This window comes from Sporosarcina sp. SAFN-010 (genome assembly GCF_059415065.1).
Genome location: NZ_JBPFDS010000001.1, coordinates 1 through 23,339, shown reverse-complemented (window position 1 = coordinate 23,339; position 23,339 = coordinate 1). Strand labels below are relative to the sequence as shown.

Genomic DNA, 23,339 nt, shown 5'->3' with positions numbered 1-23,339 from the left:
CAACGTTTGGAAATGTATAGTGAAGTTGGAAAGAAGCATACTACTTGTACACGCGATTTGCGTGAGATTATCGGCATATACTTATCCTATAGATTGAGGTGTTTTTTTATGTTCCATAAATCCGAACTCCAATCTGGCGTGAATTTGTATACACGTCAGACTGCACAGTTTAAAACCGTGAGTGTTGCCATTAAATTCACGGCTCCTTTGACAGAAGAAAACGCAGCGGCACGAACTGTGCTTGCCAATGTGTTAGAGGATTCATCTGCAAACTATCCAACCCGTACGAAACTACGACAAGCGTTGGAGGAGTTATATGGCGCTGTATACTATACAGACACAAGTAAAAGAGGGAATGAGCATATATTTACGATTTATGCTGAAAGCGTAAACGAAGAGTATTTACGTAATCCTGAGGTACCTGTTTTTGAGCAACTTCTAACTCTTGTCACAGAGAGCTTGTTTAAACCGAATTTAAAAGATGGCGTTTTTGACGAAGCCGTTGTAGAAAGAGAAAAACAAACGGTTATTGATCGAATCGGATCCATTTATAATGATAAAACCCGATATGCGAACAAGGGGATGCTTGAACTGATCCGCTCAGGTAAGCCAGCTTCACTATCCGCTTCCGGAACGGAAAAAGCGGTGTCGGCTATAACTAAGGAATCTCTAAAAGCAACGTACGATAAGATGTTGAGCGAGGATACAATTGATATCTATATTCTTGGAGATGTCGATACGGATCAGCTGACAGGTCGTGCACAAACAGTATTCCCTTTCACAAAGGGAACACGTAAATCAGTACCTGTTACATCATCGACAACAAGTGAAGAAGTTCCAACTGCTAAACATATCCGTGAAAAACAAGATATGAAGCAAGGAAAGTTGAACATGGCTTTCAGTACGCCAGTCGGTTTCAGGCATCCTGACTACCCGAAAATGCAAATGCTGAATGGCGTATTAGGTGGATTTGCCCATAGTAAGTTGTTTATCAATGTACGTGAGAAAGAGAGCCTCGCTTATTATTGTTCGAGTTCGTATTCATCTCATTATGGATTGCTTTACATTATGTCTGGAATTGATGCTGAACAGGAAGAGAAAACAGCTGCACTCATCGATCAACAAATTGAAGCACTTCGCAATGGCGATATTTCTGACTTGGAAATTCGACAAACACTAGCGCTTTTGTCAAATAGCATTCGCAGTTCATTCGATTCCGCGAAGGGGCAGATTGAAATTTACGACCAATATAAATTATTGGATGAAAACTTTTCATCGGATAAGCTCATTGAAAAATGGGAGCGTGTGACGAAAGAGGATATTCAGGAGATGGCCAAGTTATTAACGAAGGAAATCACGTATCTTCTTTCTGGAAGGGAGGCAATGGTTCATGAATAAAATTCACTTTGACCAACTACAAGAAACGCTTTATCATCAGAAACTTGAAAATGGACTTAACGTATATGTCCTACCGAAAGAAGGATTTTCAAAAACATATGTAACGTTTACAACAAAGTACGGTTCAGTGGATCGGACATTCGTACCCCGTGGAGGGAAGGAACTGGTAACTGTGCCTGACGGAATTGCACACTTCCTAGAGCATAAGATGTTTGAAAAAGAAGATGGAGATGTTTTTCAACAGTTCAGTGAAAACGCGGCGGCAGCGAATGCGTTCACTTCCTTTACTCGGACTTCGTATTTGTTCTCATCCACATCTGAGCTGTATGAGAATACAAAAACGCTGCTCGATTTTGTTCAACAACCGTATTTCACTGAAAAAACTGTGGAGAAAGAAAAAGGGATCATTGCCCAAGAGATTACGATGTATGATGACCAAGCGGATTGGCGTCAATACTTTGGTACCATAGAGAACTTATTTGAAAACCATCCTGTTCGCATTGACATTGCAGGTACCGTAGAAACAATTCAAGACATTACTGCAGAGCATTTGTATGAGTGTTATGAAACGTTTTACCATCCCTCCAACATGGTGTTCTTTGCTGTCGGTAACGTAAATCCTGAAGAAATGTTGAAGTTTGTGGAGCAAGATCAGCAAACGAAATCATTTGAAGCACCAGAACCTGTTGTCCGCAGTTTCCCTGACGAACCAGATCATGCTGCCGAAAAAAGAAGTGAACTGTATATGGACGTATCCAAACCTAAATTGATGGTTGGAACAAAATGCCGCAATACCGATATGTCTGGAAAAGATATGCTTATAAGAGAATTGGCATCTGATGTGACGCTGGATATATTGTTTGGCAGATCATCAGAATTCTTCACCCAAGCCTATAATGAGGGCTTAATTGATGAATCATTCTCCTATGAATTTAATCTTGAGAAAGGTTTTGGCTTTGCGGCAATCGGGTCTGATACCGAAAAGCCTGAAGAACTTGAAAAACTGATAAAAAGTGTTCTCGACGATGCGAAAAATAATTGGTCCATTACAGATGAGCAGCTTGAGCGAATTCGCAAAAAACGAATTGGATTATTTATGAGAGCTTTGAATTCTCCGGAGTATATAGCGAATCAGTTCACCCATTACAATTTCAATGAGATGAATTTGTTCGACGTTGTACCAGTGCTAGAAGGACTAACAACAGATCAGCTGAAAGCTGCATTTGATGATCTTTATTATGAAGACGGTCAAACCATCATGACAATCTATCCTTCGGAGCAATCGAAGTGAGTTTAAAAAACTATGCCCTCGTTCTCGGTGCGTCTGGTGGGATAGGCGAAGCCATCTGCAAGAGGTTAGCGACCGAGGGCTGGTCTTTGTATATGCATTACAACAGTGGGGAACAAATGGTCAACAAGATGCAAAAGGAACTCAGCGAGAGCTATCCTTCTGGTGATTTTAAATGTGTTCAATCTGATTTTTGTCAGCTAGGAGCAGCCGAACGCTTAGCTTCTCAGCTGACTGATGTCCGAGCTATTATTGTAGCGAACGGGCAATCGATGTTGAAACTCTTAACAGAAACAACAGAAGAAGAGATGGAATCTCTGTGGCGTGTTCATGTCCAAAATCCAGTTCGCATGATTAGTTTACTTTCTGCGAGGTTACGGTCCTATGAATCTTCCTATGTTGTGTTTATCGGGTCTATATGGGGCAACACAGGAGCTGCGGGTGAAGTAATGTATTCGAGTGTTAAAGGTGCGCAGCATGCGTTTGTGAAAGCCTATGCTAAAGAAGCTGCATATGGTGGGATTCGTGTGAATGGTATTGCCCCTGGATGGATTGAAACGCGAATGAATGGAGAAATCCCGGAAGATGAAAGACAAATGGTCATGGAAGAAATTCCACTTATGATCCCAGGAAGACCTGCAGAAGTAGCTGATCTTGTCGACTTTCTAACGAGTGGCAAAGCCGATTATATGACTGGCGAGATTCTGAAGTTGAATGGTGGCTGGTATATTTGATCAGTTTGTGGACAACTCAGGCTCCTTGTTTTAGTTTTTCGCTTTCACTCAAGCACTAATTCAGCTATTATAGAAACTAAGCTGTTGTTTTTTGCGTCCTATCCAATGAGTGGTGAACAGACGAAGGAGGGATTCCATTGGGTGAGTGGTATCTGGAATACAAATTGCAAGTGAATCGCCCTGGTCTTTTGGGGGATATTGCTACATTGCTAGGGATGCTCCGAGTCAACATTGTCACCATCAACGGAGTAGATGGGAATACACGCGGTATGCTTGTACGGACAGAAGACGATGACCAAATTAGACGGTTTGAATTAATTGCATCGACGATGGAACAAATTGAAATCCGTAAAATTAGAGAACCGAAACTAAGGGACGTTCTTGCAGTTCGACACGGACGATATATCCAGCGAACAGTGGATGAGCGTAAAACATTTCGATTCCTACGTAGTGAATTAGGGGTCTTAGTGGACTTTATGGCAGAGATCTTCAAGACAGAGGGACATAAGCTTGTTGGGATTCGAGGAATGCCACGGGTTGGAAAAACGGAGTCTGTTGTCGCGGCAAGTGTCTGTGCAAACAAAAAGTGGATTTTTCTTTCGTCAACGATGATAAAACAGACAGTCCGCAACAGTTTAATGGGTGATGAGTTTTCAAAAGATAATATTTTCATTTTAGATGGAATTGTAACGAGAAAAGCTGAAGATGAACGTCATATGCAGTTAGTTAGAGAAATGATGCGCCTCCCTTCTACAAAAGTTGTGGAGCATCCTGATATGTTTGTTCAACACTCGGAATATTCAATCGAAGATTTTGATTACATTATCGAACTGCGTACAACACCCGAACAGGAGATTACATATGAAGTTATCCAAAATAACGGGATGATTTCTGGCCGTGATGGCGCGGGCGGCTTTGGAATGTTCAATTTTTAAAACAGGCAGGTGATAAAGTTGTCCGGTTTAGGCGATCGCCTTAAAGAGGCGAGAAAAGCAAAAGGATATACCTTGGATGACTTACAAGCAATTACTAAGATTCAGAAGCGGTATTTGGCTGGAATTGAAAACGAAGACTACAGTATGATGCCAGGTTCATTTTATGTTCGGGCATTCATAAAGCAATACGCTGAAGCAGTAGGGCTGGATGCTCAAGAAATGTTGTCGTTGTACCGTGAGAACGAATCCTCAGAGCAAATGAAAGAAGAGGAAATTCAACGAAGTGCTCCCCAACTGTCACAAAAACCAGGCTATATGAAATCCGGTAGAATGAATGAAGTCCTACCTAAAATTATTGCAGCCTTGTTCATCATCGTAATTCTTGCTGTTGTTATTTTTCTTTATCAACACCAGGCAAATGCGCCGGAACCTGAAGTAGGGAAATCCGATGAGATTACAGTTGATAAAAACAAATCAGAAGATTCGAAAGCAGATGGAAAAAAAGATGAGGGTGGCAAAGATGCGGAATCTAAAGATGATGCAACTAAGCCAAACGAACCTGAAGAGGAGCCTGAAGAAGAACCAGCTCCTGAACAGACGCTTACACAAGGTGCTGTAAACGGTCCAACAACAACGTTTACGCTAGAAAACACTGATACATTCAAGTTATCCGTTAAAGTAAAAGAAGGCGGAGAATCGTGGATTGGAGTTACCGATCAAAGCGGCCAAGAACTTCTACCTCAAGGTGCACGCGTAATGAAAAATGGGGAAGAAGAGCAACTTGAATTGACTGACCAACAATCTGCAAGAGTTCGAGTTGGGCGTACACAATTTACAGAAATTCTTGTGAATGGACAGCCACTAACTTATCCAAATGATACGGTCACTCAAAATATTATTATTGAATATAAAAAATAAAAATAGTCATCTGCGAAGATGACTTTTTTCTTTAAGCCCTGCTGGAAGGCAGGGCTTTTCAAAGAGTAAATCTAACGAAAAGAGGGGGCATTACACTATGAACTTGCCTAATAAAATAACCGTTTCACGCGTCTTGCTGATTCCTGTATTCATCGTATTCATGTTAGGTGACTTTGGAATGGGGCAACTTACAATCGGCGGAACTACACTGCCTATCGAACAATTCATCGGTGGTCTTATATTCATATTTGCTTCTGCAACAGATTGGCTGGATGGATACATTGCTCGGAAGAATAACTTAGTTACCAATATGGGAAAGTTCTTGGATCCGTTAGCAGACAAATTGCTTGTCTCGGCCGCATTTATCATATTAGTTGAATTCGGACTAGCGCCTTCATGGGTAGTCATTATTATTATTAGTCGTGAATTTGCTGTTACCGGATTACGACTTCTATTAGCAGGCGAAGGAGAAGTCGTAGCGGCTAATCAGCTAGGGAAAATCAAAACAGTCACTCAAATCTTAGCGATTTCTTCCTTACTATTGAATAATATTTTCTTTGAAGCTATTCACGTTCCATTTGGCACAATCATGTTATACATTTGTCTCTTCTTTACAATATGGTCAGGCTTAGATTACTTCATAAAAAATAAGCACGTCCTTACGAAATCTATGTAAAAGGGGAGAATCGTTCATGCGAGCAGAAATTATTGCTGTTGGATCAGAGTTATTGCTTGGTCAAATAACAAATACAAATGCAAAATTCATGTCTGCCCAACTTGCTGATATCGGTATGGATGTATATTATCAAACAGTTGTTGGAGATAATCCTGAGCGGTTGGAAGAAGCAATTCGAATTGCCGAGGGTAGAGCAGATCTGATCGTCTTCTCAGGTGGATTAGGACCGACTAAAGACGATTTAACAAAAGAGACCATTGCACGACATGTAGGAGTTGAACTCGAATCCAACAACCAGGCATTACAGTCGATTGAAGCATACTTTGAGCGTACAGGCAGACCAATGACCGAAAACAATAAAAAGCAGGCACTCGTCTTGAAAGATTCGGCTGTGTTGGAAAATCGATTTGGGATGGCACCCGGTATGGCTATTACGGCAAATGAAAAAACCTATATTCTATTACCAGGTCCTCCCCATGAAATGGAACCCATGTTTAGAGATGAAGCTATTCCATATTTACAGCGACTATCAGGTAGCCAGGAAGTAATTGTTTCAACTGTCGTGAAATTTTTTGGTATCGGGGAAGCAGAACTTGAATATAAAGTCCAAGACTTATTGGAATCTCAAACGAATCCAACGATTGCTCCTCTGGCTTCAAAAGACGCTGTAACTCTTCGTATCACTGCTAAAGCCGAAACAGCAGAAGCTGCACACCGTTTAATTGGACCGGTACTATCTGAACTACATAACCAAGTTGGCGAATTCATTTATGGAACTGATGACGACACACTATCTTCCAAAGCGGCTTCTTTACTAATTGGGGCAGGTCTTACGATCTCCGCTGCAGAAAGTTTAACGGCCGGACTCTTCACAGCATTACTCGCAGAAGAGCCAGGAATCAGTGCTTCCTTAAAAGGCGGAATGACAGTTTATGATGTACAAGCAAAAACTAAGCAGCTCGGGGTCGATTCACAACTGATCGAAACGTACGGGACTGTCAGTGCAGAATGTGCCGAAGCGTTAGCAGAGAAAATCCGTGACAAGTTTCAAACGGATATTGGAATCGGTTTAACAGGTACTGCAGGACCAGATATACATGATGGACAACCTGCAGGTACGGTTTGGATTGGACTTTCATACAAAGAAAAAACAGAATCCTACAAACTTAGATTATCTGGTTCTCGAAATACAAATCGTTTGCGTGCAGCGAACTTTGCCCTTTATTATCTCATTCGCGAGCTGGAATCTGAAATGAGCTAAATATCAATTTTTACTCAAATTCTCAATTAAAATTCAAAAACACCACGAATTCTCAATTAAAACGAGAATCTCTAATAAAAAGTCGAATACTCGTTCGCTTTTTTCTTGTTTATTTTTCTCAATAGGAGTATAGTAGAGACAGATAGAAAACACCTTGAAGGAGGAATTATTTTTGAGCGATCGTAAAGCGGCTTTAGATCAAGCACTTAAACAAATAGAAAAACAGTTTGGAAAAGGCTCTGTCATGAAACTTGGTGAGAAGACGGATAGAGAAATTTCAACTTCATCTACTGGGTCACTAGCACTTGACTCTGCACTTGGAGTTGGCGGATACCCAAGAGGACGTGTTATTGAAATCTACGGACCTGAGAGTTCAGGTAAAACAACTGTTTCACTTCATGCAATTGCAGAAGTTCAAGCTTCAGGAGGAACAGCTGCTTTTATCGACGCGGAGCATGCGTTAGATCCTGTTTATGCACAAAAGCTTGGAGTGGATATCGATGAGCTCCTATTATCACAACCGGATACAGGTGAGCAAGCACTAGAAATCGCTGAAGCTCTTGTAAGAAGTGGTGCGGTAGACATCGTTGTTATTGACTCTGTAGCTGCCCTAGTACCTAAAGCAGAAATTGAAGGAGATATGGGAGACTCACACGTAGGTCTACAAGCACGTCTGATGTCTCAAGCTTTACGTAAACTTTCAGGTGCTATTAACAAATCGAAAACGATTGCTGTCTTCATCAACCAGATTCGAGAAAAAGTCGGAGTTATGTTTGGTAACCCTGAAGTCACACCGGGTGGACGTGCACTTAAATTCTATGCGTCTGTCAGACTTGAAGTCCGTCGTGGTGAAGCCATTAAACACGGCAACGAAATTATGGGTAATAAAACTAGAATCCGTGTTGTGAAGAACAAAGTGGCACCGCCTTTCCGTACCGCTGAAGTAGATATTATGTATGGAGAAGGAATTTCCAAAGAAGGCGAGATCGTCGACTTAGGTGTCGAAGTAGAAGTCGTTCAGAAGAGCGGCGCGTGGTATTCTTATGAAGGTGAGCGTATGGGACAAGGTCGTGAAAATGCGAAGCAGTTCTTAAAAGAAAATCCAGCAATTCGCGCGGAAATTTCCGATAAAATCCGTAGTAGTTATGGATTGACGAGTGATAATTATGTAATTGCTGCTCACGAATCAGAGGATGAAGATGAATTAGAGTTATTTGACGAAAAGGAATAACATTTACTATACGATTCTAAGCCGGCTTCCCTCTTGGAGGGAGTGCCGGCTTTTCAAATAACTTTTTCATTAACCGAACTACAACTTATCATTGTAGAATCATAGTCTTATCACTTCTCCCGTCTTGACATGGGAATATGACATCGATACAATTAGAGTTGTATAATTCTCACCATTTGAAAAGAATTTGGCGGTATGTTGAAAGTTAATGTACAAGCTGACTGAAAATGAAAAAATAAGCAAGAGGAGGTGACCTGAATGGGTATTACTATCATCTCCGCTTTGATCGGTCTCATCGTCGGTGCAGTTGTTATGTTTGTGTACAACAAAAACGTGAATGAATCAAAAGTGACAGGTGCAAAGCACTCCGCCGCAACAATCGTTGAAGAGGCGAAGCGCGAAGCGGAGGCATTAAAAAAAGAAGCACTTCTTGAAGCGAAGGATGAAAATCACAAATTGCGCGTTGAGGCAGAAACGGATATCCGCGAACGAAGAACAGAACTTCAAAAACAGGAAAACCGTATTTTGCAGCGGGAAGAAAATATGGACCGCAAAGATGACTCACTCAACAAGCGAGAAGCAAGTCTGGAGCGTAAAGATGATGCGCTATCCGGAAGACAACAGCATATTGAAGAGATGGAACGCAAGGCGGAAGAGCTGGTTGTCACACAGCAGACAGAGCTTGAGAAAATTTCAGCTTTGACACGTGATGAGGCAAAACGTCTGATCCTTGATGATGTAGAAAGAGAACTATCTACAGATATCGCAGTGATGACAAAAGAGTCTGAACAACGTGCTAAAGAAGAGTCCGAAAAGAAAGCACGAGAAATTCTATCTCTTGCTGTCCAGCGATTTGCAGCAGATCATGTGGCCGAAACGACAGTATCTGTCGTCAATTTGCCAAATGATGAAATGAAAGGACGTATCATTGGTAGAGAGGGACGGAATATCCGAACACTCGAAACCTTAACTGGTATTGATCTGATCATTGACGATACACCTGAAGCTGTTATTCTTTCTGGTTTCGATCCAGTCCGCCGTGAGATTGCAAGACTGGCACTGGAAAAACTTGTAGCAGACGGAAGGATTCACCCAGCTCGAATTGAAGAGATGGTGGACAAGGCTAGACGTGAAGTGGATGAGCTGATCCGGGAAACTGGAGAGCAAACTACGTTCGACATTGGTATTCATAATTTACATCCAGACCTGATTAAGATTCTAGGTCGCTTGAAATTCCGTACTAGTTATGGTCAAAATGTATTGAAACACTCAACCGAAGTTGCTTATCTTGCTGGATTATTAGCAGCAGAACTCGGCGAAGATGTTACATTGGCTCGACGTGCCGGTTTACTTCATGATATCGGAAAAGCGATTGACCATGAAGTTGAAGGTAGTCACGTGCAAATTGGTAAAGAACTTGCAGTTAAGTACAAGGAACATCCTGTTGTCATTAACAGTATCGCTTCTCACCACGGTGACGAAGAAGCAACATCCGTTATCGCAGTACTCGTTGCAGCAGCAGACGCATTATCAGCAGCGCGACCGGGTGCACGAAGTGAAACACTTGAAAACTACATCAGACGTCTGCAGAAACTCGAGGAAATCTCTGAGTCTTATGAAGGCGTTGAGAAATCGTTCGCGATTCAAGCAGGTCGCGAAGTTCGAATTATCGTACGACCCGATATTATTGATGATATTACAGCCCACCGTCTTGCTCGCGACATTCGGAAACGAATTGAAGAAGAGCTCGACTACCCAGGACATATTAAGATTACCGTTCTTCGGGAAACACGCTCGGTTGAGTACGCAAAATAAGGGAAAAGGCTTCCTGCTCAAAACTGGAAGCCTTTTTCTTTTTGGAAATGAGGAATAGAAATGAAAGTGCTATTTATTGGAGATATTGTTGGTTCACCAGGGAGAGATATGGTTTTTGACTATCTGCCTCGTTTGAAACGAAAATACGAGCCGGATGCAGTCATTGTAAACGGTGAAAACGCAGCTTCCGGCAGAGGGATTACGAGAGCGATCTTTGACGATTTGCTTCGTGCAGGAGTAGACGTAGTGACAATGGGGAATCACACATGGGATCACAAAGAGATTTATGATTTCATCGACGAAACGGATTCACTCATTCGACCTGCAAACTTTTCGGATGAAGCACCTGGTCAAGGAATGACATACATTGAGCGTGGCGGTGTCACATTAGCAGTTATGAATTTGCACGGGCGTACCTTTTTACCGCCACATGATGATCCATTTAAAAAAGCAGATGATCTTATTAAAGAAGCGAAAGAAAGAACTCCTCTTGTTTTTGTTGATTTCCATGCGGAAGCAACGAGTGAAAAGATTGCTATGGGCTGGCATCTCGATGGGCGTGCATCTGCTGTAGTTGGAACACATACACATGTGCAAACTGCTGACAGCCGGATTCTGCCAGAGGGGACGGCTTATATTACAGACGTAGGTATGACAGGACCGTATGACGCAATTTTAGGTATGAAGAAAGAAGACGTCATCTATCGTTTCCAAACAAATATGCCTGTCCGTTTCCAAGTGCCTAAACAAGGCAGAGCTCAATTGAACGGCGTCATCATTGACATTGACAATCAGACTGGGCGCGCGCGTTCTATTGAACGATTAATGATCAATGAAGATTCACCTTTTCAGTCTTGAATTGAGCGTCTAATTGTTCGATCTCCTTCATAGGATAGTGCATGGAGAACTGCATTCCATACACTATTCTTTACAAGGAGGAAATACCATGAATCCATTAAAAGTATCATCACGCTCGAATCCTAATTCAGTTGCAGGCGCTCTCGTTGCAGTCATTAGAGATCAGGGATTTGCTGAAATGCAGGCTGTAGGTGCAGGTGCCTTAAATCAGGCAGTGAAAGCAGTTGCAATTGCACGCGGTTTTGTAGCTCCAAGCGGGAGTGATTTGATATGTGCACCGGCTTTTGCAGATATTGAAATTAATGGAGAAGGCCGGACTGCCTTAAAATTATTTGTCGAGAAAAGAACGCGACAGCAATCATTATGAAAACAAAACTGTGGAGAACTTTCCTCCGCAGTTTTTTTCTGTGACAAATGGGGGACAATCCCTTATGCTCGTATACAGACGTCAATCCCTTCAGTATAATGAGGGTACCTACTGTTTGGTTTCAACTAGATGAACAGAATCAAGAGAGGGGCTCATTACATGAACGAAGAACAACGGCTAGCGGGGCAAGCACCTACTACCAAAGAAAAAGACTACAGTCAGTATTTCGAATCTGTTTATACACCCCCATCTTTAAAAGATGCTAAAAAACGTGGCAAAGAAGAGATTTCCTATCATGATGATTTTGAGATTGATGAACAATTTCATGGAATGGGAATCGGACGCAAATTTTACATACGGACATACGGCTGTCAGATGAACGAACACGATACGGAAGTCATTGCTGGGATTTTAGTGGGTCTTGGCTATGAAACGACCGACACAGTCCAAGATGCGGATGTCGTTTTACTGAATACGTGTGCGATTAGAGAAAATGCTGAAAACAAGGTGTTTGGTGAGCTTGGGCATTTGAAGTCTCTTAAACGTGAACGACCGGATCTGCTGATTGGTGTATGCGGATGTATGTCACAAGAAGAATCAGTTGTAAATAAAATCCTCAAAACATATGACCAAGTTGACATGGTATTCGGTACGCATAACATCCATCGGCTGCCTGCAATTTTACGTGAGGCATACTTATCAAAAGAAATGGTTGTTGAGGTATGGTCAAAAGAAGGCGATATCATTGAAAACCTTCCTAGAGTGCGAAAAGGCAATATTAAAGGCTGGGTTAACATTATGTATGGCTGTGATAAATTCTGCACGTACTGTATCGTGCCATATACGCGGGGGAAAGAACGCAGCCGACGACCAGAAGACATTATTTTGGAAGTGCGTCAGCTAGCTGCTGCTGGCTATCAGGAAATCACATTACTTGGTCAAAATGTAAATGCCTACGGAAAAGATTTTGAATCCGGGAATTATCGATTAGGAGATCTGATGGACGAGCTTCGCAAGATTGATATTCCACGAATCCGTTTTACGACAAGTCATCCGCGTGACTTTGACGATCATCTCATCGAAGTCCTCGCTAAAGGCGGTAACTTAGTTAATCACATCCACTTACCGGTTCAATCTGGTTCTAGTGAGATTTTGAAGTTAATGTCTAGAAAATATACTAGGGAGCACTTCCTAAATCTAGTTTCGAAGATCAAGCAGGCAATTCCCAACGTCACGCTGACAACAGATATTATAGTCGGTTTTCCAAATGAAACCGAAGAACAATTTCAAGAAACCATTTCGTTGTATAATGAAGTTGGATTTGACATGGCCTTCACATACATCTATTCTCCTAGAGAAGGAACACCAGCTGCGAAGATGCAAGATAATGTTCCAATGGAAGTGAAGAAGGATCGACTTCAGCGATTGAACCAAGTTGTCAATGACTTCTCAGCAGCTGGGATGAAACCCTATCAAGGCAAAATAGTGAATGTGTTAGTCGAAGGAGAAAGTAAACGGAATAAAGAAGTACTCTCTGGATATACCGAAAAAAGCAAATTGGTGAACTTCCGAGCGCCAGCTAATGTCATCGGTAAAATCGTTCAAGTTCGTATTACTGAAGCGAAATCTTGGTCACTTGACGGAGAATATATCGGAGTAAAAGAAGAGGAAAAGGTGATGTTATAATGGAAAAGCTGTATACAAAAGAAGAGATTATTGAAAAATCAAGAGAACTTGCACATATGGTTGCAAACACGGAGCAAGTGGAAATGTTCAAGAAAACTGAAGCTCATATTAATGAAAACAAAAAAGTGAGAGAAAAGATTTCGAGCTTGAAGTCATTGCAAAAACAAGCCGTCAATTTCCAAGAGTATGACAAAGAACGTGCCCTTGGTATTATTGAAAAGAAAATTGAGCAAATCGAAAACGAAATCGACGAGATTCCTTTGGTTCAAGAATTCAAGCAATCTCAAAATGATGTAAACGATTTACTGCAATTGATTTCAAATACGATTTCCAATCGAGTAACTGATGAAATTATCGAGTCTACTGGTGGAGATGTACTAAAAGGTCAGACAGGTTCTTACGTACAAAGCACGCAACATAAGCCTTTATCCTAACTTTTAAGTCGGGGGAGAAAAATTCTCCTCCGATTTTTTCACTTTCTGGGCTCCTGTTGCATAGGATGTAAAGAAGTCCACGAAGGAGGAAGAAAACTGAAGAATCTACGACAAGTCGTTACGAAGGCAGTGATTGCAAAAGGGAAGCAGCGTACAGAAAAGGAAGTCACGCTGATCCCGCCTAACCGTCCTTCCAGTATTCTTGGCTGCTGGGTCATCAATCACACCCATAGTGCCAAAAAAACTGGCTCATCCATTGAAGTATCGGGTAAATTTGATGTCAATGTCTGGTACTCTCACCACGATCATTCCAAAACTTCAGTATTCACGGAAACAGTTACGTACAAAGATGTAATCCGATTACGCTATCGGGATGAACCCTCTTCATCTAAAGAAGAAATTCGAGTAGAAGTGTTGCAACAACCAAACTGCACAGAGGCAATCATTTCGGAGTGTAAAGAAAAATTCTTAATCAAAGTGGAACGCGAGCTCGTGGCGGAAGTAATCGGGGAAACGAAGGTCATGATTACGGTTCACCCAAATGACTTCGAAGAAGAGTGGTCATTCGATGAGTCATCTCACCATCAGAGTCATTCAAATGAGGCAGGTTCAAGAGTAGGAAAAGATAATTCTCAGTTTTAAAAGCCGAAGCATGTTTCGGCTTTTTTTCTTTTTTTTGGAATGAAAACGATAGAGCTTTCGTCAACGAATGTATCCATCTTCTGTTATACTTAAGGAATACTATTTAGGCTGTGAGGGAAATAGAATGACAACACATACACCAATGATGCAACAATATTTACAAATAAAATCTCAATACGAAGACGCCTTTCTCTTTTTTAGATTAGGTGACTTTTATGAAATGTTTTTTACCGATGCGACAGAAGCATCTCATATACTTGAAATTACATTAACGAGCCGTGAAGGTGGAGAGTCAGGAAGAATTCCAATGTGTGGCGTTCCGTACCATTCCGCTCAAGGATACATAGAAACACTTGTTGGTAAGGGCTATAAAGTGGCAATCTGCGAACAAACAGAAGACCCAAGACACGTAAAAGGAATTGTAAAACGGGAAGTCGTGAAAGTCATCACACCGGGGACAATTACAGAAGGTAAAAATATCGATTCCAATTCCAATCATTTCATCGGATCCTTCGATCGCATTTCTGAAAACCTATGTGCATTCGCTTATGTGGATCTGGCTACAGGAGAAGGCACGGTGGAACATATTCAAGGGGACGAAAGTGCGCTTGCCGCTGCAGTGGAATCCCTTGGAATGAAAGAAGCGGTCGTGGATGAACAAATGCAGCTGATGCTTGGTGACATTAGCCAAAATAAGGGCATTGTCTTATCCATTTGTGACAGAGATATATATAAGCCTCATGGAAGAGAACTCTTTGAAGCTATTCCTGAATTGGCAACTGGTGCATGTGAACGCCTCGTCGCTTATCTGCAGCAAACACAAAAGACAAGCTTGGAGCATTTACAGCCATTCAATTTTCTAGCCAGAGAAGCTAAACTGACGATTGATGCAAACTCCATGCGGAACTTGGAGCTCGTGCAATCGATTCGTTCTGGTGGAAAAGAGGGAACCTTATTTTGGTTACTCGATGAAACCAATACCGCGATGGGCGCACGGAAATTGAAAACTTGGATCCGCCAGCCACTCGCGGACCGCCTAGAAATCGAGCATAGATTGGATACGGTTTCCGAACTAATGGATGCATACTTTTTACGGGATGATGTGAAGGCAGCACTACGTGAAGTGTATGATTTGGAGCGATTGGCTGGAAGGATTTCAATGGGAAGCGCAAGTGCACGTGATCTTGCGCAATTACGCAATTCGCTGCGAACAGTTCCTGCTCTGAAAAAACAACTTGCTGAGTCAGATAAGAAGAATTTAGTGGAGTTTTCAAAGCGTATCGATCCGTGTACAGAACAATGCGCAGTCCTTGAAACGTCTATTGCAGAGGCACCACCTCTTTCCGCAAAAGAAGGAGGAGTTATTAAAGATGGGTACAATGAAAAATTGGATACGTATCGAGATGCTTCCAGAAACGGAAAGTTATGGCTAGCTGAACTAGAACAGAAAGAGCGTCAGAAAACGGGTATTAAAGGGCTAAAAATCGGTTACAATCGCATTTTTGGCTACTTCATCGAGATTACGAAATCTAATTTGCATCTTGCGGACCTGACGCGCTATGAACGTAAGCAGACCTTAGCAAATGCTGAGCGTTATATAACGCCTGAGCTGAAAGAAAAAGAAGAGCTGATATTAAGTGCAGAAGCAGAGAGCTTAGATCTCGAGTATACGTTATTTGCAAAAGTTCGTGAGCACATGAAACAGGGAATCGAACAAATCCAGCAACTTGCATCTGTGCTTAGTGAATTGGATGTTTTGCTTGCGTTCGCTGAGATTTCAGAATCACAGAGCTATGTAAAGCCAGACTTTACAGAGGATAAGGCACTCGATATTCGAAACGGTAGACATCCAGTCGTCGAGAAAATGATGGACCACTCGCTTTATGTACCGAACAGTTGTAAGTTAGCAACCGATGCCAATATGCTTTTAATTACGGGTCCCAATATGTCGGGTAAAAGTACATACATGCGGCAAGTCGCTTTAACGGTAGTCATGGCACAAATCGGTTGTTACGTTCCTTGTGAGTTTGCATCGCTACCGATTACAGACCAAATCTTCACGAGAATTGGTGCAGCGGATGACTTAGCTTCAGGTCAAAGTACATTTATGATGGAAATGTTGGAATCGCAGCAAGCGATTGCGCATGCCACAGATCGAAGCCTCTTGTTGTTCGATGAAATCGGACGGGGGACGTCCACGTATGACGGCATGTCTTTAGCACAAGCAATGATGGAATACATCCATGACGAAATCGGTGCAAATACACTGTTTTCAACTCACTACCATGAGTTGACTGCTCTCGATGAACAGTTGGATAGACTGATGAATGTCCACGTCGCAGCAATGGAACAAGAAGGTAAAGTTGTCTTCCTTCACAAAGTGATGGGAGGTCCAGCTGATAAAAGTTACGGAATCCACGTCGCTGAACTCGCAGGTTTACCGTCTGAATTACTGCAACGGGCAAGAGAACTACTGGAAGGATTCGAGAATCAGAAAACTTCTGAGAAAATTCAGCTTCCACCGAGTGAACAAATTAGTTTCTTTGACTTACGATCTGAAGAACCATCTGCTGTACAGCCAACTGAAGAAAGCGAAATCCTTGAGAATCTGAAAGCTATAGATTTAGCGAATACAACACCACTACAGGGCTTGCAGCTATTATTTGAACTAAAAGCAAAACTGAAATAAGAAAGGAGCGAGACGATGGATATCATTAAGGTGATGGACGAACCATTGGCAAATAAAATTGCGGCTGGAGAAGTTGTAGAGCGACCTGCATCCATCGTGAAAGAGCTTGTGGAGAATTCAATCGATGCAAGAAGTACATCCATTGAAATTACGCTTGAAGAAGCAGGACTAACAAGTATTCGTATAACGGATAATGGGAAGGGTATGACAACAGCGGACGCAGTTCGGGCGTTTGAAAGGCATGCAACGAGCAAAATCGATAATGAGCATGACCTGTTCAGAATTCGTACACTTGGTTTTCGTGGAGAGGCTCTTGCTAGTATTGCAGCCGTTTCGAAAGTACATCTTTGGACGTCTGATGGGGTAAGTGGAACTGAAGTAGACATTGAAGGTGGAAAGGTCATGAACCACCGGGCGGCATCTCTCCGTCAAGGAACGGATATCACGGTTTCACAAGTGTTCTTCAACACCCCGGCCCGTTTGAAATATATGAAAACGATCCAAACGGAAATCGGTCACACAATCGACTTAGTCAATCGTCTCGCAATCAGTCATCCAAATATTTCATTTCGTCTAGCCCATGGTCAGCAAGTCCTGCTGAAAACGTCAGGAACTGGAGATTTACTTCGCGTGCTATCCGATGTGTATGGAATCGCAGTTGCGAAAAAAATGATCCCCTTCCAAGCCGAAAATGCAGACTATAAAGTTAGCGGTTATGTAACCTTACCCGAAATGACACGGGCCTCTAAGAATTACATGACGGTGCTTATCAATGGGAGATGGGTTAAAAGTTATCCTGTAAATAAAGCTGTATTGGATGCATTGCATACGTATTTGCCGATTGGTCGGTTTCCGATTATTGTATTGCAGGTAGAAGCGGATCCTTATCTAACAGACGTCAATGTTCATCCTTCGAAGCAGTACATTAAAGTAAGTAAAGAAAGTGAACTACTTGCTGCTGTTCGTGAAGGTGTCCATGCGGCAGTAAAAAAAGCAATTATTGTTCCTGATGCAATCGTAAAAGAGAAGAAAAAACCAAGTACACCAAGCGTGCAAGAATCATTTTGGAAGCAACCAGAACGTAGTGTGAAACCTACGCAAAACTTTCAAACGACAAGTAATTATCCATCACAACAAAAACCAACTTGGACGGTTGAAGAGCTTGCACCAAATGAAGATTTGAACATTGATCTAGACGCTCAGGTGCACCATGTTGAGACAACCGAAACTTCTAATACTGAAGATGGATTTGTGTCAGTTACTAGTCAAGAAGAGGTTGCCGAACCTGTTGAACAGTCCGAACCGAAAGCATCATTCCCGAAGCTATTACCAGTCGGACAAGTGCACGGGACCTATATCGTGGCACAAAATGAGGATGGCTTTTATATGATTGATCAGCATGCTGCTCAGGAGCGCATTAAGTATGAGTATTTCCGGACGAAGATTGCGGAAGTGGATCATGAAGAACGACAAATGCTATTAATGCCTTTGATTTTCCATTACTCTGCAGATGAGCAACTCAAGATTGAAGAACGTCTGGATGCGCTAGAGGAAGTAGGCATTTATCTTGAACAATTTGGTCCCTCATCTTACACCGTAAAAGAGTATCCTTCTTGGTTCCCTGCTGCAGAAGCCTCTTCGATTATTGAAGAAATGATTGAACAAGTTTTACACACTCGGCAGGTGAACATTGCAAAATTACGAGAAGACAGCGCGATTATGATGAGCTGCAAAAAATCAATTAAAGCAAATCATTACTTAACGATGGAGGATATGAATCGCTTGTTGAATGATCTCGGTGAGGCAGAAAATCCCTATACATGCCCCCATGGTCGACCTGTATTAATCCACTTCACGACGTATGAACTTGAAAAAATGTTCAAACGTGTAATGTAAGGGAGGAGGAATGAAAATGAAAGAACAGATACTTACAATGTCCGACGGGTTTATACTCGATTCCTATTTCATGGAACCATCTGGAACACCACGTGGACACATCCATCTAGTTCATGGCATGGCCGAGCATATAGGTCGCTATGAGGCAGTGATGAACGACCTTGCACGTGCAGGCTACATCGTAACTGGCTATAATCAGCGGGGACACGGGCAGCGGGCACTGGATCATGACCAGCTTGGAGATTTTGGAGATGGAGTTACATTTGATAGACTTGTTGAAGATGTGCGGGAAGTGATGGATGCATACAAAGTGGAGTATCCCAACCTACCTCGTATTTTGTTTGGACATAGTATGGGATCGTTCGTTGTACGTCGTTTTTCTCAAAAATACGGAGAGGAAATAGACGCGCTTATTTGTTCAGGAACAGCTGGAAAACCAGGTCTGTCAAGAGTCGGTGGCAGTCTATTAGCTTCCATTTTATCCATCAAAGATGGTCCCCATGCTCCGAGTGAGGTTCTCGATACGATCGGCTTTGGAGGCTACAATAAAACAATCTCAAATCCAGAGACGAAGTTCGATTGGCTTTCAACAGATCGACAGACTGTGCGTGACTACATTGAAGATCCCCTTTCTGGCACGGTTTCTACAAATAGTTTCTTCCAAGTCTTATTCGACGGATTAAAATTAATTAGTACAACATCCGCCTACGAATCTGTTCCTAAGAAATTGCCTGTACTTTTATTTGCAGGTACAGAAGATCCTGTAGGGAATATGGGCAGTGGAATTTTTGAAGCAGCTGGAATGTATAAGGACGCGGGCGTTGAAAATGTCACCGCGTATCTTTTCGAGGGTGTAAGGCATGAATCCTTACAAGGACCTTCTAGAGAACCTGTACTGAAAATGATGAAGCAGTGGGTGGAGAAACTATGACTCGTTCAGCGGAAGTATTAGCAATTGCTGGCCCGACAGCCTCAGGTAAGACCGCGCTTGCGGTAGGGCTTGCTCATTGCCTCGATGGGGAAGTGATTAATGGCGATTCAATGCAAGTATATCGGGGTCTCGATATTGGGACAGCGAAAATCACTGCAGACGAAATGGAAGGCATTCCTCATCATCTATTTGATATAAAATCTCCAAAGGAATCGTTTTCATCAGCAGAATATCAGCGAATCGTCCGGGAAAAGATTGCCGAGATCCAATCCCGTGGAAAACTTCCTATACTAGCGGGAGGTACCGGATTATATATGCAGTCAGTGCTTTTTGATTACAGGTTCACTGAAGCAGCAGCCGACTTGGAAGTACGAGCTCGACTTGAAGGTGAGCTTGAAACTTTAGGTGCACACGTACTATACGAACGGCTACTTCAACAAGACCCTGTGAGCGCTGAAAAAATTCATCCTAATAATCACCGAAGACTAGTAAGGGCTTTAGAAATCCTTGAAGTGAGTGGTGAGACAAAAGCGAATCACGAAGCGGACCAAGGGGCGACACCGATGTACAATTCTTATATTATTGGCCTTGAGCTGCCAAGAGAGCTCCTTTATGAAAGGATTGACCGACGAGTTGACCTCATGATGGAAAAAGGATTATTAGGTGAAGTCGAGGGTTTGTGGAAACAAGGTATCCGAGATGTCCAATCTGTTCAAGCGATTGGATACAAAGAACTGTACCAAACGATTGAAGGTACTCTACCTGTAGTAGAAGCGGTAGACCTTATCAAAAAGAATACACGTCACTATGCAAAACGTCAGATGACCTATTTCCGCAACAAGCTTGAAGTCAACTGGTATGATGCCACATCAGAGAAAAATCAGCTAGTTCAGAAAATATGTGACGAAGTAAAGGGATTTCAGTTGCATATAGCGAATACAAAAAGCAAGCATTAATTGCGAAAAAGAACTGTAGGGGGTAATGAGATGGCAAATGCCAATATGCAGGATACGTTCCTGAATTCACTCAGAAAGAATAACACGTTTGTAACTGTATTTTTAACAAATGGTTTTCAGCTAAAAGGTATGATTAAGTCGTATGATAACTATACAGTTCTTTTAGAATCAGACGGCAAACAGCAACTCATTTATAAGCATGCAATCTCTACGTATGTTCCAGTAAAACCGGTTATTCTGAAAGATGAGCAATAAAAAAAGGCCGTGATTGGCCTTTTTATTTTGTCAATAAAGAGCGTTGAGGCAGTTGCCAGTGAAACTTAATAGATAACATACGTAAAGCCGCTGTAACGACTAGCAGCATATAAAGCGCAGCGTCATGTATATACGTATCGAACCCGACAATTAGTCCAGCAAGCGCAGCCCATACCGCATATATGTCACTTTTAAAGACAAGGGGCTGACGTCCAGCAAGTAAGTCACGGATGACCCCTCCTCCGGCACCTGTTAGAACCGCCGCCGCCACTACAGCAAACAGAGACATCTCCATTTCAACGGCCATCAAGGCACCTTGGATCGCAAAAGCGGCTAATCCTACCGCGTCAAAATAAGACCCCCATCGATTCCACGTCTTCAGTAAGTATCCTGAAAAGAAGAAAATCACTGCTATCAGAACTGAAGCAACTGTAAAAAACAGTTCTTGTCCCCAAAGGACTGAAACAGGCACTCCGATGAACACGTTACGGACCGCACCTCCACCAAATGCAGTTACCATTCCCAATATATAGACTCCAAACATATCAAAGTCTTCTTCCATCGCAACAATCGCACCTGAAATTGCAAATGCGGCTGTACCGATCAGACTAAATACATCCCATGTCACTTCAAAGTTCCTCCGTTCAACACGTTTTAAGATTATCCGGATGTCTCTTCCGTTTACCGAAAGCGTTCTACCTGGTAAAATGGGCTAAGAACCTAAGGTACAGATTGGAGCATCCTGAATGAGTATACAGCAATTGAACCATGAAATCTTAAATCGTGCAGAAAAAATCGAAACCGAGCTACAACCTTATGCAAAAGCTACAGAACGCATAGCTTTCATTAATCAAAAGAAAGTATTGGCGGCATTCAGAAAAAATCGAGTGAGTGACTTTCATTTAACCGGTTCTACTGGATATGGATATGATGATGCGGGCAGAGAAGTGCTTGAACAATTATACGCAGACGTTTTTGGTGCGGAAGCAAGTTTAGTACGTGGACAAATCATCTCAGGAACTCACGCGATTGCAATTAGCCTTTTCGGGGTTTTGCGACCTGGAGACGAATTGCTTTATATAACGGGAAAGCCATATGATACATTAGAATCCATCGTTTCAGGTGGAGACCAAGATACTGGCTCCTTAAAAGATTTTAATATCGGCTACCATCACGTGGATTTATTGGAAGATGGAACTGTCGACTATGAAGAGGTAGAACGTCAAATCAATCCAAACACAAGAATGATCGCGATTCAGCGTTCAAGAGGGTACGCAGATCGACCATCCTTCACAGTTTCTGAAATTGCTGACATGGTGAAGAGAATAAAAGCAAATCACCCTGATATTATTATATTTACAGATAACTGTTATGGTGAATTTGTCGAAGAGCTCGAGCCGACTGATGTAGGCGTAGATCTTATGGCGGGTTCATTGATCAAAAACCCTGGGGGCGGTCTTGCCCGAACTGGTGGGTATATTGCAGGTAGAAAAGATTTAATAGAGAAATGTGGATATCGCATGACGTCACCTGGTCTAGGTGCAGAAGCAGGGGCATCCCTCGACACGTTACGAGAAATGTACCAAGGCTTTTTCCTAGCACCACATACCGTAAGCCAGGCAGTAAAAGGTGCACAATTTACCGCGGGAATGCTCGAATCCTATGGACTTGTGACATCCCCTCATTTCTCTGCACAACGAACAGATCTCATTCAATCAGTTTCGTTCCAAAATGCCGAGCAAATGATTGCATTTTGCCAAATGATTCAAGCCAACTCACCAATCGATGCACATGTTAGCCCAGTGCCATCCTATATGCCAGGTTACTCAGATGATGTCATCATGGCTGCAGGGACCTTCATCCAAGGCTCCAGCATCGAGTTGACAGCAGATGGCCCAATTCGTCCACCTTACACAGCCTACGTGCAAGGCGGTCTCACCTACGAACATGTAAAAGTAGCCATCCTCTCTTCCGTCGAGCGACTGATTGAACTTGAATTGATCAAATCATAACTGGCGGGAGTAGTTGTGAGTGATCATAAAGCTAGGAAAGTGCTCATAAATTTGAGAAAGTGATCATAAAGCTGTGAAAGTGCTCATAAACTTGAGAAAGTGATCATAAAGCTAGAAAAGTGCTCATAAACTTGAGAAAGTGATCATAAAGCTAGGAAAGTGCTCATAAACTTGAGAAAGTGATCATAAAGCTGTGAAAGTGCTCATAAACTTGAGAAAGTGATCATAAAGCAAGGAAAGTGATCATAAACCCAAGAAAATGCTCATAAACCGCAAAAAGTGGTATTCCGTCAAGAAAGTGGACACAAATTTGTGAGTGATTATTTTTAAAAGCCTACCGCGCTGCGCTTGCTGGAC

General features: G+C 42.3%; 21 protein-coding genes. 20 read left to right on the top strand and 1 reads right to left on the bottom strand.

Annotated features, from left to right (window positions below):
- Nucleotides 1-108 precede the first annotated feature (108 nt).
- The 19 genes from yfmF to hfq all read left to right on the top strand — a co-directional run bounded on the left by yfmF (nt 109) and on the right by hfq (nt 20,970).
- Nucleotides 109-1,398 carry an EF-P 5-aminopentanol modification-associated protein YfmF gene (gene yfmF, locus ACR65F_RS00105; protein WP_440502693.1) on the top strand — a complete coding sequence of 430 codons (1,290 nt, stop codon included), beginning with the start codon at nt 109-111 and terminating at the stop codon, nt 1,396-1,398.
- Entirely contained in the window at nt 1,391-2,689 is a 1,299-nt protein-coding gene (gene yfmH / locus ACR65F_RS00100; protein WP_125102109.1) for an EF-P 5-aminopentanol modification-associated protein YfmH, read from the top strand. Before yfmF ends, yfmH begins: the two co-directional genes overlap by 8 nt.
- Nucleotides 2,686-3,420 carry an elongation factor P 5-aminopentanone reductase gene (ymfI, locus tag ACR65F_RS00095; RefSeq protein ID WP_440502691.1) on the top strand — a complete coding sequence of 245 codons (735 nt, stop codon included), beginning with the start codon at nt 2,686-2,688 and terminating at the stop codon, nt 3,418-3,420. The genes yfmH and ymfI overlap by 4 nt, the downstream gene beginning before the upstream one ends.
- Nucleotides 3,421-3,557: 137 nt before the next feature.
- Nucleotides 3,558-4,355, top strand: coding sequence for a DUF3388 domain-containing protein (locus tag ACR65F_RS00090; protein WP_025784984.1), 798 nt, complete (start codon nt 3,558-3,560; stop codon nt 4,353-4,355).
- 18 nt (nt 4,356-4,373) lie between these two features.
- A complete protein-coding gene (locus tag ACR65F_RS00085; protein ID WP_440502690.1) occupies nt 4,374-5,273 on the top strand; it encodes a helix-turn-helix domain-containing protein in 900 nt (299 codons plus the stop codon).
- Between the two features lie 97 nt (nt 5,274-5,370).
- On the top strand, nt 5,371-5,949 hold the full coding sequence (gene pgsA / locus ACR65F_RS00080; protein ID WP_440502689.1) for a CDP-diacylglycerol--glycerol-3-phosphate 3-phosphatidyltransferase: 579 nt from the start codon (nt 5,371-5,373) through the stop codon (nt 5,947-5,949).
- Between the two features lie 16 nt (nt 5,950-5,965).
- Entirely contained in the window at nt 5,966-7,210 is a 1,245-nt protein-coding gene (locus ACR65F_RS00075; RefSeq protein ID WP_440502688.1) for a competence/damage-inducible protein A, read from the top strand.
- A 172-nt stretch (nt 7,211-7,382) separates the two neighbouring features.
- The gene (gene recA, locus ACR65F_RS00070) at nt 7,383-8,441 is read left to right on the top strand and encodes a recombinase RecA (RefSeq protein WP_125102114.1); all 1,059 of its coding nucleotides are present in this window, start codon (nt 7,383-7,385) and stop codon (nt 8,439-8,441) included.
- A gap of 258 nt (nt 8,442-8,699) precedes the next feature.
- Nucleotides 8,700-10,256: a ribonuclease Y gene (gene rny / locus ACR65F_RS00065; protein ID WP_039041981.1), complete on the top strand. Its 1,557-nt coding sequence runs from the start codon at nt 8,700-8,702 to the stop codon at nt 10,254-10,256.
- A 60-nt stretch (nt 10,257-10,316) separates the two neighbouring features.
- Nucleotides 10,317-11,114, top strand: coding sequence for a TIGR00282 family metallophosphoesterase (locus ACR65F_RS00060; protein WP_440502686.1), 798 nt, complete (start codon nt 10,317-10,319; stop codon nt 11,112-11,114).
- Nucleotides 11,115-11,202: 88 nt separating this feature from the next.
- Nucleotides 11,203-11,481 carry a stage V sporulation protein S gene (locus tag ACR65F_RS00055; protein WP_039041983.1) on the top strand — a complete coding sequence of 93 codons (279 nt, stop codon included), beginning with the start codon at nt 11,203-11,205 and terminating at the stop codon, nt 11,479-11,481.
- Nucleotides 11,482-11,640: 159 nt separating this feature from the next.
- Entirely contained in the window at nt 11,641-13,167 is a 1,527-nt protein-coding gene (miaB, locus tag ACR65F_RS00050) for a tRNA (N6-isopentenyl adenosine(37)-C2)-methylthiotransferase MiaB (RefSeq protein WP_039041984.1), read from the top strand.
- Nucleotides 13,167-13,601: a YlbF/YmcA family competence regulator gene (locus ACR65F_RS00045; protein WP_039041985.1), complete on the top strand. Its 435-nt coding sequence runs from the start codon at nt 13,167-13,169 to the stop codon at nt 13,599-13,601. Before miaB ends, ACR65F_RS00045 begins: the two co-directional genes overlap by 1 nt.
- Before the next feature lie 129 nt (nt 13,602-13,730).
- Nucleotides 13,731-14,243 carry an outer spore coat protein CotE gene (gene cotE, locus ACR65F_RS00040; protein ID WP_369795181.1) on the top strand — a complete coding sequence of 171 codons (513 nt, stop codon included), beginning with the start codon at nt 13,731-13,733 and terminating at the stop codon, nt 14,241-14,243.
- 124 nt (nt 14,244-14,367) lie between these two features.
- Nucleotides 14,368-16,932, top strand: a complete 2,565-nt coding sequence (gene mutS, locus ACR65F_RS00035) for a DNA mismatch repair protein MutS (protein WP_440502685.1) — start codon at nt 14,368-14,370, stop codon at nt 16,930-16,932.
- A 15-nt stretch (nt 16,933-16,947) separates the two neighbouring features.
- Nucleotides 16,948-18,828, top strand: a complete 1,881-nt coding sequence (gene mutL, locus ACR65F_RS00030; protein ID WP_440502684.1) for a DNA mismatch repair endonuclease MutL — start codon at nt 16,948-16,950, stop codon at nt 18,826-18,828.
- 16 nt (nt 18,829-18,844) lie between these two features.
- Entirely contained in the window at nt 18,845-19,759 is a 915-nt protein-coding gene (locus ACR65F_RS00025; protein ID WP_440502682.1) for an alpha/beta fold hydrolase, read from the top strand.
- Nucleotides 19,756-20,715, top strand: coding sequence for a tRNA (adenosine(37)-N6)-dimethylallyltransferase MiaA (gene miaA / locus ACR65F_RS00020; RefSeq protein WP_440502681.1), 960 nt, complete (start codon nt 19,756-19,758; stop codon nt 20,713-20,715). The genes ACR65F_RS00025 and miaA overlap by 4 nt, the downstream gene beginning before the upstream one ends.
- Nucleotides 20,716-20,745: 30 nt before the next feature.
- Nucleotides 20,746-20,970 carry an RNA chaperone Hfq gene (gene hfq / locus ACR65F_RS00015; RefSeq protein ID WP_440502679.1) on the top strand — a complete coding sequence of 75 codons (225 nt, stop codon included), beginning with the start codon at nt 20,746-20,748 and terminating at the stop codon, nt 20,968-20,970.
- A gap of 22 nt (nt 20,971-20,992) precedes the next feature.
- Here the strand turns inward: hfq and ACR65F_RS00010 are convergent, their stop codons facing one another.
- A complete protein-coding gene (locus ACR65F_RS00010; protein WP_039041991.1) occupies nt 20,993-21,598 on the bottom strand; it encodes a trimeric intracellular cation channel family protein in 606 nt (201 codons plus the stop codon).
- A gap of 118 nt (nt 21,599-21,716) precedes the next feature.
- On the opposite strand from ACR65F_RS00010, the gene ACR65F_RS00005 reads away from it, so the two are divergent.
- The gene (locus ACR65F_RS00005) at nt 21,717-22,982 is read left to right on the top strand and encodes a methionine gamma-lyase family protein (protein ID WP_440502677.1); all 1,266 of its coding nucleotides are present in this window, start codon (nt 21,717-21,719) and stop codon (nt 22,980-22,982) included.
- Nucleotides 22,983-23,339 lie beyond the last annotated feature (357 nt).

Excerpts from the sequence above, each read along its gene's own strand:
- miaB (WP_039041984.1), top strand. The coding sequence starts at position 11,641 with ATGAACGAAGAACAACGGCTAGCGGGGCAAGCACCTACTACCAAAGAA.
- pgsA (WP_440502689.1), top strand. The coding sequence starts at position 5,371 with ATGAACTTGCCTAATAAAATAACCGTTTCACGCGTCTTGCTGATTCCT.
- ACR65F_RS00060 (WP_440502686.1), top strand. The coding sequence starts at position 10,317 with ATGAAAGTGCTATTTATTGGAGATATTGTTGGTTCACCAGGGAGAGAT.
- miaA (WP_440502681.1), top strand. The coding sequence starts at position 19,756 with ATGACTCGTTCAGCGGAAGTATTAGCAATTGCTGGCCCGACAGCCTCA.
- ACR65F_RS00075 (WP_440502688.1), top strand. The coding sequence starts at position 5,966 with ATGCGAGCAGAAATTATTGCTGTTGGATCAGAGTTATTGCTTGGTCAA.
- ACR65F_RS00055 (WP_039041983.1), top strand. The coding sequence starts at position 11,203 with ATGAATCCATTAAAAGTATCATCACGCTCGAATCCTAATTCAGTTGCA.
- ACR65F_RS00005 (WP_440502677.1), top strand. The coding sequence starts at position 21,717 with ATGAGTATACAGCAATTGAACCATGAAATCTTAAATCGTGCAGAAAAA.
- ACR65F_RS00025 (WP_440502682.1), top strand. The coding sequence starts at position 18,845 with ATGAAAGAACAGATACTTACAATGTCCGACGGGTTTATACTCGATTCC.
- yfmH (WP_125102109.1), top strand. The coding sequence starts at position 1,391 with ATGAATAAAATTCACTTTGACCAACTACAAGAAACGCTTTATCATCAG.
- mutS (WP_440502685.1), top strand. The coding sequence starts at position 14,368 with ATGACAACACATACACCAATGATGCAACAATATTTACAAATAAAATCT.
- ACR65F_RS00045 (WP_039041985.1), top strand. The coding sequence starts at position 13,167 with ATGGAAAAGCTGTATACAAAAGAAGAGATTATTGAAAAATCAAGAGAA.
- mutL (WP_440502684.1), top strand. The coding sequence starts at position 16,948 with ATGGATATCATTAAGGTGATGGACGAACCATTGGCAAATAAAATTGCG.
- hfq (WP_440502679.1), top strand. The coding sequence starts at position 20,746 with ATGGCAAATGCCAATATGCAGGATACGTTCCTGAATTCACTCAGAAAG.
- yfmF (WP_440502693.1), top strand. The coding sequence starts at position 109 with ATGTTCCATAAATCCGAACTCCAATCTGGCGTGAATTTGTATACACGT.
- rny (WP_039041981.1), top strand. The coding sequence starts at position 8,700 with ATGGGTATTACTATCATCTCCGCTTTGATCGGTCTCATCGTCGGTGCA.